Source organism: Rhizobium sp. PEPV16, from assembly GCF_008919455.1.
In the GTDB taxonomy this organism is placed as follows: domain Bacteria; phylum Pseudomonadota; class Alphaproteobacteria; order Rhizobiales; family Rhizobiaceae; genus Rhizobium; species Rhizobium leguminosarum_Q.
On sequence record NZ_VSZV01000180.1, the window covers coordinates 1 to 10,782 of the forward strand.

The 10,782-nt window shown below is 58.0% G+C and carries 10 protein-coding genes and 1 pseudogene; 6 read left to right on the forward strand and 5 right to left on the reverse strand.

Features of this window, described 5'->3' with window-relative positions; translation table 11 throughout:
- The 6 genes and pseudogenes from FY112_RS04425 to FY112_RS04450 all read left to right on the forward strand — a co-directional run.
- Positions 1-253: pseudogene (locus FY112_RS04425) on the forward strand (transcriptional regulator); the annotation flags it as partial.
- Positions 254-262: 9 nt separating this feature from the next.
- Entirely contained in the window at positions 263-2,110 is a 1,848-nt protein-coding gene (locus tag FY112_RS04430) for a peptide antibiotic resistance protein (RefSeq protein WP_017961649.1), read from the forward strand.
- 20 nt (positions 2,111-2,130) lie between these two features.
- On the forward strand, positions 2,131-2,343 hold the full coding sequence (locus tag FY112_RS04435) for a hypothetical protein (RefSeq protein WP_094088814.1): 213 nt from the start codon (positions 2,131-2,133) through the stop codon (positions 2,341-2,343).
- Positions 2,344-2,385: 42 nt separating this feature from the next.
- Complete coding sequence (locus FY112_RS04440; RefSeq protein ID WP_151517810.1) at positions 2,386-3,579, forward strand: YcaO-like family protein; 1,194 nt, start codon at positions 2,386-2,388, stop codon at positions 3,577-3,579.
- Entirely contained in the window at positions 3,576-4,283 is a 708-nt protein-coding gene (locus tag FY112_RS04445; RefSeq protein WP_094088812.1) for a TfuA-like protein, read from the forward strand. The genes FY112_RS04440 and FY112_RS04445 overlap by 4 nt, the downstream gene beginning before the upstream one ends.
- 103 nt (positions 4,284-4,386) lie before the next feature.
- Complete coding sequence (locus tag FY112_RS04450; protein WP_003542090.1) at positions 4,387-4,635, forward strand: hypothetical protein; 249 nt, start codon at positions 4,387-4,389, stop codon at positions 4,633-4,635.
- 416 nt (positions 4,636-5,051) lie between these two features.
- Here the strand turns inward: FY112_RS04450 and FY112_RS04455 are convergent, their stop codons facing one another.
- From FY112_RS04455 to FY112_RS04475, 5 genes are all read right to left on the reverse strand, one after another.
- Positions 5,052-5,258: a hypothetical protein gene (locus tag FY112_RS04455; protein ID WP_003542083.1), complete on the reverse strand. Its 207-nt coding sequence runs from the start codon at positions 5,256-5,258 to the stop codon at positions 5,052-5,054.
- A gap of 1,306 nt (positions 5,259-6,564) precedes the next feature.
- Positions 6,565-7,689 carry a glycosyltransferase family A protein gene (locus FY112_RS04460; protein ID WP_151517811.1) on the reverse strand — a complete coding sequence of 375 codons (1,125 nt, stop codon included), beginning with the start codon at positions 7,687-7,689 and terminating at the stop codon, positions 6,565-6,567.
- Positions 7,686-9,440: an ABC transporter ATP-binding protein gene (locus FY112_RS04465; protein ID WP_151517812.1), complete on the reverse strand. Its 1,755-nt coding sequence runs from the start codon at positions 9,438-9,440 to the stop codon at positions 7,686-7,688. Before FY112_RS04465 ends, FY112_RS04460 begins: the two co-directional genes overlap by 4 nt.
- The gene (locus FY112_RS04470) at positions 9,433-10,509 is read right to left on the reverse strand and encodes a glycosyltransferase family 2 protein (RefSeq protein WP_131644881.1); all 1,077 of its coding nucleotides are present in this window, start codon (positions 10,507-10,509) and stop codon (positions 9,433-9,435) included. The genes FY112_RS04465 and FY112_RS04470 overlap by 8 nt, the downstream gene beginning before the upstream one ends.
- 7 nt (positions 10,510-10,516) lie before the next feature.
- A partial coding sequence (locus FY112_RS04475; RefSeq protein WP_151517813.1) for a polysaccharide deacetylase family protein occupies positions 10,517-10,782 on the reverse strand: 266 nt, incomplete at its 5' end.

Consider the following 10,782-nt stretch of genomic DNA (forward strand, 5'->3'; position numbering starts at 1 on the left):
GCGCATATCCGAGATTCTTCGCGTGCCCGTCGGCTTTTTCTTCGAGAACGGCGGCTCCGGACCGGTCGACGGCGCGACGAATGAATTGAACACATTTTTGTCCTCGAAGGAGGGGCTGGCGCTCAACAAGGCATTCATCGCCATCGAGGATCCGAATATCAGGCAAAAGCTGGTGGCGTTGGCCAAAAGCCTGGCAGTCGCGGGATTGCCTGACAGCGACAGTGAGCTGCAGGATTCGGTTGTGAACAGCTAAGGACGGATCGTGCTCCACCTGCAGACATTCGGCGATCTGCGGTTGATCGAGACGAATGGCGACCCGGTTCGCTATCCGATCAAGGGCCTGTTGATGATGGCCCATCTCTATGCCGGCGCGAGCCATGAACTCAGCCGTTATGAATTGGCTCAGTTTCTATGGAATGACGTCGAATCCGAGCTGGCGCGGCTCAATCTGCGCAAACTGCTTTCTCGCATCCGCGAGACGGACGGCGGACGCGCCGAAATTCCCTTCGATTTCACCGCCACCACGGTTCGTCTCAACACGCAGGCGGTTTCCAGCGATCTGGATATTTTTCGCGCCGGCGGTTCGCCGCTGGAGCGGCTGAACGCGATCGCCGAACTGACCCAGCGTGGGTTCATCGGAAATATCAAACCAGCGACAAAGCTGATAGACGCCTGGATCAGAGCGCAACGGGACGCTCAGGCGCTGCAATTGCGGCAGGCACTGCTGGATGCGTTGCCGGATGCGCAAAAGCCCGGCGCTGCGCGCTCCATTTCCGGCGCCGCCCTGCAGATCCTCGAACGGGATCCGAACGACGAGCAGGTCAGAGCCTTGCTGCACCGGCTATCCGGCGGTTCGTCCCTCAGCGAGAGATTGCCGAACGGCGACGGCCATGCCAGGGTGCAGGTTAAGCGTTCCGAGGCCGGCGGTGAGACAACCGCCGACATCGAACGCGTATCGCAGGCGCCGCTGATCCTACCTCGGCTGGTGCTGCTTCCCCCGACATCGAAACATGCCGATGCCGGGCTTGCGCTTGCCAACGCCCTGATCGAAGACGTCACGATCGAACTCTGCGCGCTCAGAAACATTTCCATCGTAGCGCCCCATACGGCCGGCCAGATCCGGCGCGACTCCGAGAAGGCTGCCGTGGTCGCCCGTCACTCGATCGCCTATCTTCTGGATACACGGCTTTCCGAAGAGGGATTGTTCGCCCAGCTGGTTTATTTTCCCACGGACGAGATCATCTGGGCTAATCGCTTTACGATGACGCCCGATATATTGCCGCGTCAGAGACGGCTGATTGCGCAGCAGTTGACCATGTCTGTCGCCCGCGAGCTGGCTGAAAACGAGGAAGAGCGCTTACGCTTCGAAGCCAATCCTGAGGCCTATCACGCCTATCTGGTCGGCTCGAGCCTTATGAGCAAGTTGACATTGCCGCATATCCGCCGGGCCCGAAAAGCTTTCAAGCAGTCGCTGTCGCATAAGGCGGATTTCTCTCCGTCATTTACCGGGCTGGCGAGGACCTTCACCAGCGAGTGGCTCGTGACGGCGCAGGGAAACAATGAGCTGCTGCATCTGGCGGAGCAGAACGCGCTTCGGGCCATCGAGCGGGATCCGGCGTCGGCGGCGGGCCATCGCGAGCTTGGTGTCACCAAACTCTATCTCGGCGATGTCGATGCCAGTGTCGCCGCACTTGATCTGGCCGAACAACTCAGCCCGCATTTTGCCGATGTCATCTACAGCCATGCCGACACGCTCGTGCATGCATCCCGCCCCGGCGACGCGCTCGCCAAGATCAGAAGAGCGATTTCGCTCAATCCGATCGCGCCTGATGCCTATCTCTGGTGTGCTGCGGGAGCGAGCTTCTTCCTTGAACAGTACGAGGAGGCCATCGCCTATGTTGAGGCGATGAAAGACAAAGCGCCGGCCCATCGCATCGCCGCGGCCAGTTGCGCAATGATCGGCGATCGAAAACGGGCGCTCTTCCATCGGCAACGGGCCGAAAGTATCAACCCGGTCTTCGACGTCGAGAAGTGGCTCGCCATCGTTCCCTTCAAGGAAGATTGGCAAAAAAAGCTTTATCGTGAGGGCCTGTTGAGGGCTGGTTTTTAACAATAGCTGAGGGGCATTACATGGCGAAAGCTGTCATTATAGGTATACCGGGTGAGGCGGGTCTCTGGCTTGCCGATCTCGACGCGGGTACGGTCAAGCCTCTCAATCCGACGGGGGAATTGGCGACTGCAAACGGCCTGCGCACGGCCGGCGGCACGTTCGTGAAGAGCGTCGACCTCGCCGTCGCGGTTTCCTCGGCGCAGGTTGCCCTTTCCGGTCACGTCGACGGCTGAGCCGGTATTCTGACACACCGGTCCATATATTCCGACAGGGTCATGTCGCCGCGGGAAACCCTTTCCCGCGTCGAACCTCTTTTGGCCGGGTTCGGCATCACCAGGGTTGCGCGACATACCGGACTGGACGATATCGGAATCCCCGTCTGGTGCGCATACGCCCCGAATTCCCGCTCGATCGTGATTGCCCAGGGAAAGGGCCTGACCGATCTCGATGCCAAAGTATCCACTGTCATGGAAGCCCTCGAACGGGCGGTCGCCGGCGAACCCTCCGTCGATCTCGTCCACGGCACCTCTTCCCGTCTGCAGGCAATGGGGCACAAGACCGACGTGCTGAATTGCCTGACCGCTATCCACAAACCCGATCTCGGACCGGACGAGGAGACGGAATGGGTTGCCGGCGTCAATATCCTCACCGGCGAGGAGGTCTATATCCCCTTTGAAGCGGTGGTGCTCGACCGCACGCGTGAAGCGCGGTACTGGATGTCGTCGGATGGCCTGGCCTCGGGAAACAATGTCGAGGAGGCGATCTTGCACGGCGTCCTGGAGCGTATCGAGCGTGACGCCCATGTGTTGTGGCAGGTGGGCGCGGAAGCGGATCGTTATGCCGGCTGCACCGATCCCCGCGGCTTTGAGGACGGCGCCCTGGACGGGTTGATCGACAAGATCGAAACCTCGGGATTGGCGCTCAGGCTCTTCGATATCACCAGCGACATCGGGATCCCCTGTTTCACCGCCATGCTGGGTCCTGGGGATTCCCTCCTGGGCCCCCGGGATTTTCACGGCAATAGGGACATTCGCCTCGTCGAGGTGACCGGCGGCACCGGCGCTCATCCGTCTCCCGTGCGCGCGGCCATTCGGGCGGTGACGGAAGCTGTACAGTCCCGGATGACCTATATCAGCGGAGCCAGGGACGATATTTCTCCCGCAACGTTCTCAAGATGGCTGCCGCCGCTGATGCGGCAGGCCTTCGATGCGGTTGCCGCACCGCCCGCCGCTGCCATCGGCCGTGACCAGGCGGCAGGGTATCACCGGCAGGATCTGCCGCAGTTGCTGCAGCATGTGCTCGACGCGCTGAGAAACAGGCGGATTGCTTCGGTGATCGCCGTGCGTCTCAGCGACGACACGCTTCCGTTCAGTGTCGTCAAGATTGTCATCCCCGATCTCGAAAATCCGGAGGGGGAGCGCGCCCGGCGGTTTGGAACGAGGGCGCTTGCAAGGGCGATAGGATTTTGAAGATCATTTTCGCAGGTCCCAGTCTTCCCGATGCGGCGTCGCTTGCCGGCGAGGGGATACGCGTCTTGCCGCCTGCCACGCAAGGCGATGTCCTGGCCGCGGTGGAGCAGGGTGCCAATGTCATCGGCCTGATCGACGGCGGCTTCGAATATGCCGCACCGGTCTGGCACAAGGAAATTCTCCATGCTCTGTCGCTGGGTGTCGCGGTTCTCGGGGCGGCAAGCATGGGCGCGTTGCGCGCTGCCGAATGTCATCCGTTCGGCATGATCGGAATCGGCCGCATTTTCGAAGACTATCGCACCGACCGGCTGGTCGACGATGCCGCCGTCGCGCTCACGCACGCGCCGAGCGCGCTGGGCAGCAAGCCGCTGACGGTACCGCTCGTCAATGTCAGCGCAACGCTCGATGCGATGGAGGACCGCGGACTGCTGGAAAGTCGGTTGCGCCAACAGCTCGAAGATGCCGCAAGCGCGATATTCTTCAAGAAGCGAACGTGGCGAGCGGTCGTCGAGCAATGCGCAGGGCTGGCTGAGCCGGATCGTGCGGGCCTGCTGGCGGCACTTCTGTCGAACGCCGTCGATCAAAAACGCATCGATGCCTTGGGATTATTGAAAGCCGTGCAGGATGTCCGCGACATTCGCTCAACTGCCGATCTGCCCTGGAAACTGCACGACACCTCTTTCCCCACGCGCCCTGCATTGTGAACCGAAGCCGGCAATAGTCACCGAGGGTTGTGTCACGCTTTTTTCACGGGCTGGATCACTTCCACACGCGTATCATTTCCTCAATTCATTGGAGAACTGGGGCATGGGCGTGACATCGGTTGTCAAGATAGATGCAGACCAAGGGGCGGAAGACGGTCTGGAAGAGCTCGTCGCGTTGGCGCGGATGATCGCCTATGCGCGACAGGTCGCTCAGGATGTCAAACTGCCGTTCGCGACGAATTGCCTCGACCTTGCGCTCGAGGCAGTGAAGCAGGAAGTCGGGGAGGGCTTGACCAGGGAATTGGCCGAATTGAGCTCCCCGGTTCCGCAAGTGAGCGTAAGAAGTCATTAGTACGATTAGTACGGCACGTCCGATAGGGCGCGCCGAGAACGCTCCATCACTTCAAACCCGCGATAACCCCGAAAATCAGCTTCGATTTTCGGGGTTATGTGTGTGGTTGCGCGCAGCCGAGCAGTCGTCAATCGAACGGAGCCGTTTGTTTCAATCGCGGTGAGATAACGCGCTGAAACGCGCACGCTTGGTATGTGCCCATGCTTCGGCGTTTCGGGTCAATTGTAGGTTAGGGAAGTCCGGCTCGTTTCCGGCCGCTGGCGCTTTATTCAGAAGCTGTTCAAAATCCGTCTCACGGATGGGTTTCAAGCGAGGGGTAAGCGGCTTCGCTGACGTTGCCTCCGGGCAGGGAGGCGGCGCGATTTCGCACTCAATGTCTTCTGCACGACCAGCCGATCAACGACCGACCCTTCATCTCAATGGGTCAGGTTGCGCTTCTGGGCCAGCAACAGAATGTAATCGTCGGCAATGTCTGCGATGGCCATTGCGACTTCCGCCGGATCGCATCCCTCGACCTTCGTATTTGCAATGAACTGATAGACCGCCTTCTCGATCTGCTTCCGGCAGATCATCACGCGCTCATCGTAACCAAATTCCGGAATCTGCGATGCTATATCACTCATCAGGTCGGCTCCCTCACTACTTACAGTGACCATGACACAAATTATAAGTTGAGCAAGCAAATGCTTTATGAAGGGTTAATTCGTTTGGGAGGTGCGACCATTTCGACACAGGTCAGCCATCTTACAGGCCGCACGCGTGTTGAATCAGGACATGTCAACTGCGCCGCGAGCAATCGCTTGTGTCGTATCGGGAGGCTCGTCAAAGAGGACAGGAATGTCTTAGGTCGTTGAGTTTTGTGCCGGTATTTCAATTGCGAGTCCAGGCTCATATGCCGACTTTTGAAAAGGCAGACCGAATGCTGTTGGCCGACCTGTTCGGTGCAGGTCGCAGGCAGATAAGAGATACCCTTTATTTATCAATATATTACACTTCAGCCCAGCGGTCGTGTTTTGCATCGGCAACTTTTCTCCTCGCGACCGTCCCAGGATTGTTGGGCCATCCGCGGTGACCAATCATCACCGATGATGCAGGGTCGTTGAGAGCCCGGCGGGAGAAGTAGCTTTCGGTAGATCCTCTGTTCCCAAGTCGAAGGTAATGCTGATGCTCCTTGAAAATGTATGCACAATATATGAAATTAATAATTGAGTTCATCGGCATAAAATTTATCAAAAGGTAAAATTGTTAATTTCAGACAATGGTTGTATTTAAAAATCAATTGTAAGACGATTAAGTTTATACATGATGGTAATCATTTGATTTGTTGTTCTTAATTGCGGCAGTGATGCTTATGAAATTCTATCGGATGGTAGTCTCGAAGTGATGATGATCTTTCTGTCTCCGCAATTTCATTGCGGATCCGGAAGCATCACCGAGGTGAATTGAGGCGATAGTCGAAATATTGACGGAATAGAACCCGAATTTTGCTCTTCAATTGCCGATGACGGGGGATTTTCTGATCAAACCGAACTCAACAGCGATAGTATCGCCATCCGCGGTGAAATCTATTTATGCCGATGCAGCGATAACGGCTGTCGCATTTGTTGCAATCAGCCAAAAAAGCAAAGTCGAGGACCCGCCGGGGTGGGTGACGGGTCCTCTGCTAAGAATGTTTGCACGTGCATAAGGATGATTACAGTAAAACTCTGTATTGTCACAGATCATTATTGGGGTAATTGCTTTTTTTATATCTTGTTCTCTTATTTGCTCTTACTATTCTGATTAATTATCAAATTCGTAATAGAAGGTGGCGAGGTAGTCGCCACGCCGATTGAAGTGATGGGTTGTTAAACCTTTAGATTTTTGAGCAGCCGGGCGAAAAACTGCCGCCGGCGCTGGCGCCACCAACAGATGTGTAGTCGGCAAGCATCAAGCCTCCTGCGACGAGGCCGCCGCAGAGCATTCGCCGGATCGATCGATCTCCGACAAGTGCCTTAACAATGCCTTCGTCCTGAAGCGTGTCCAGCCGCCAACCAATGGGACAAGTGGGTCTATCTCTTCGAATTTCCTGAAATTCTTTCCCTTTTGTTCCTTGGCTGGCCAGGCTTTGGACAATGTCCTGCGTGCGGCTCTGTCGGCTTTTGAAAGGATCAATTTGAACAGGATGCCGGAAGCAAGCATTGGGCTATGATGATAAATGTGCTTGAGCGAGGTCGCGGCGCGGCGCCAATCTTTCAATGCGGCAAATTTTGAAAATGCATAAAGATTCGCCGAGGCGCGGGCGCAATTGACGACAAAAGTTGGAAGCTGTGGATTGCGGGCGATACATTGCTCCGTCACAGCCAGAAGCGATAGCGCCATTTGCGACCTGTCGGAAGACATGGCTGCTGAATGAACACGATATCCCACTAGACCCAACGGCACCGTCTCGATCTTGAAATGCTCGGCTGTACGAAGTTCGAAGTCGAAATCCTCGCATCCTCCGATACCCTGCCTGGCATAACTTGAATCGTAGCCACCGATCTTCTCAATGACAGCGCGGCGAACCATGAAGCCGCTGCCATTGCCGACGAAGCGGAATACGAGATGACGGGTGAAAATGGTGTCCCTGGCGTTCAGTGACGAACCGGATCTCGTGCAATATCCCTCGGGATCGATGAGACGGTGAAGAGCATAGACCGCGCCCCAGGTGTTCGGCAGGGGGTGGAGAGCCGAAAGCATTCTTTCGATATAGGTCGGATGCCATAGGTCGTCGGCATCGAGGAAGGCGATATAGTCGGATTTCGATGCTTCAATCCCGGTGTTGCGGGCCGCGGCGACGCCACGGTTTTCAGTCGAGACAATCCGGAACCTTGGATCACTCGCGGCAAAATGGCGACAGATCGAGGCTGTCTCGTCCGTCGAGCCGTCGTCGACGATGACGATCTCCAGCGCCCTGTGGGTCTGGTCGATGACGGACTGGAGCGTCTGGGCAAGGTAGTCTCTGGCATTATAGGCGGGGATCACGACGGCCACCCGAATCCCGGACATCGTTGACATATCCATCTCCGTCACCCGAGCTTCGACGTGGGAGCGGGAGGGCGGAGATCGATCCGATTCTTCATCAGCCTGGCCACAGCGGGTCGATGGCTAACGACGATGAGCGTTCTGCCGGCGTCTTCTTTCATCGCCGAAAATACCCGCATCTCGGTATCTTCGTCGAGCGCGCTCGTCGCTTCGTCCAACAGCAGGATCTGAGGCCGGCCGGCGAGCGCGCGCGCCAGGCCTATACGTTGCCTTTGTCCGCCCGAAAGCCGGATCGCCTCGTCGCCCAGCCATTCATCGAAGCCATACGGCAGATCGTTGATGAACTCCGTTGCGCAGGCCACATCGGCCGCCCAGCGAATATCCTGCTCCGAGATATCGCGACGAAACCGGATGTTGTCGAGGACTGTGCCCTCCATCAGTTCAACGTCCTGACCCGACACCGAGAGCAGCTCCAGCCAACTGGAACGGTCGATGGTTGCGAGGTCCCTGCCGTCAACGGTGATCATGCCCTCGGTCGGCGGATTGAGATCGAGAATCATATTGAGGATTGTGGTTTTGCCGGAGCCGCTTGGCCCCGTCAGAGCCGTTGTTTCGCCTGCCTTGATCGAGAAGCTGAGATCGTGAACCGCCGGTGCGTTCGCCCGCTCATAGACGAACGAGACCTTGTGGAAGACGATCGCCTCCGCCAGGCGGCTTACCTTCTCCCCTTGCGCGGTCTGCTTGACGTCATCCTTCTCTGCAAGCAGCGCCAGGACGTTGTGCAGCGACGCTTCCATCTCGTAAAGGCTCAGAATCTGGGAATCGAATCCCTTGATATGCGGCTGCAGCCTGTAGAGAAGGATTGTGGCCGAGAGCGCCGCCTTGAAATCCACCGGCAGGAATTCCGAGGATAGAATGATCGTCAGGATGACACCGAACGTCAGGATTTCGCTCACAAGCGAGGTCGTCGCGCCCATCCAGTCCGACCGGCGCCAAGTCTGGCCGACCTCCCTGGAAAGCGCCGCGAAGAGCTGCTGGTGGCGCTTCTCGAGGCCGAAGCTTTTGACGGCCTTGGCAGTTTGGAGCGTTGTCCAGCTCAGTTGCGTCAATGCCTCCACTGCCGCCACCGCCGAGGCTCCCACGCGCCGGTAGGCGCCGGCAAAGAAGCCTAATGCGAAATTATGGAGGACGCCGAAGATGAGCCCGAGCAAAGCGATCGGCCAGGCCATCACCACCATGCCGACGCCGAAGATCACGATCGTGCCGAAATTGACCCCCAACCGCACCAGGCTGGCATGCGCCGAGGAGACCGCATAGGATTCCGTGGCGATGACGTTGATCAGGTCGCTACGCTCATAGTCCTGAAATCGCTGGAAAGGAATGGCCAGGACCTTAGCGTAGAGGCGATCCCGCATCCTGTCGCTAATCCGATGATTGATCGCGCTCGAGATGAGCGAGTTGGCGCATCCCAGAAAAATCCGCAGGAGGATGGAGCCGATGAGAATGCCGATCAGGACAGGCTTGGAAAGGCTGAGGTCGATGTTGCCGAAAAACGCCGGGAGCCATGCAATGGCGGAGCCGGAAACCGGGCCTTGCTGCCCTAGAAGAAAGACCAGGTTGACCAGAAGGGTTATCCCGATCATTTCCGAAAGGCCGGTGAGAATTCCGAGGACGATCATCACCGTCATCTTGAACCGCAGCGCCGGCACGAGTTGCCGAAGCTCGCGGAACCGAGCTGCCACGATCAGGTTGTAGGCGGTGGCCGGCTTGGCGGATGCAGGTTTTCGAAACCTATTCATTGTCGGCCACCCGCGCAGCGATGGGGCTGGGCGCTTCCCTGGCCGGCATGCCGGCGTATCGATCGCGGAAAGCTGTTCCGGCTTGCGGGATGACCGCGGCGAAGCGGGTTTTGGGTCGGGCCGGAGGCTTGCCCAGGGCGCGCCTCGCTATGCGTATGCCGTGGCGTTTTACCTGCCGCCATCCCTGCTGCATGCCATGGATGACAAGGCGTGAGGGGTATTTGCTCACCATCATCGGCGCCAGCTTTTTGAGCTGCGCATAATCGTCGTCGAGAAACGCCTTTTTGAAATACCAGGAGGCGGTGTTGAATTCGGCGGTCCGGATATCACGCTCAAAATGTGGATAGCGGGCGATGATCGGCGCCATCACCAAGGCGTGGGACTTCAGCATCCGATAGGCATTGCTGGACATGTTGCCCTTGGTGAAACGATAGCCGGTCAGAAAATCGGGTACCAGCGCGAAGGGCAGCGTTTCGGCGAGCGCCAGATAAAGTTTCAGATCCTCACACCCCTCGGCGCCGTTGTCGCGCAGGCCGGCGTCATAGCCGCCGCAGCGAAGAATCTCCGCCCGCGGCATCAAGGGCGTGCTGCCATTGCCGATGAAATTTTCCCGCAACAGCGGTTCGAAGATGTTTCCTTGATGCAGGACCGGGCGCGAATGGCCGAAAATGATGCCGTTTTCGTCAATCGCCGCATACCAATTGTAGGCAACTCCGTTTCCGTGGGGAAATTTCAGCACCGCCTCAAGCTGGAGCTCGATCTTGCTGGGATGCCACACGTCATCGGCATCGACAGGGGCTATATAGAAGCCGCGCGCCTCTTTGATGCCGTGGTTGCGCGCCCGCGCAACCCCACCATTGTCCTGGCGGAGAACACGGACACGGCGATCGGTCAGGCTGTAGTCGCGCGCAAGATCGAAGGTGCCGTCCCGCGACCCGTCGTCGACCACCAGGATTTCGAGCTTGTCGTAAGACTGGGCAGAGACGCTTCGCAATGTTTCGACAAGCGTCTTCTCGGCATTGTAAGCCGGTATGACGATGGTGACCAAGGGGGATGCTGCGGCAGTCATGGCTTTGTCATCCGATAAAGGCTCCGGGCAGGCCGATGAGTTCAGGGAAGGCTTCAAGCGGGCGATCCCCGCGCACTTCGAAGCGCGGCAGAGCGAAGAAATTATCGGAGAAGGTAGCCTTTGCCGGCCGGGTCGTGAAGCCGACGCTATAGCCGGCAAGCGCCAGAATGCCCGGGACCCTGAAGTCTGTCCCGCCATAAGGAAGTGCGATCGATTCCACCGGGGCGCCCAGCCGGCTCTGCAGCGCGTCGCGCGATAATATGGCTTCGGCCA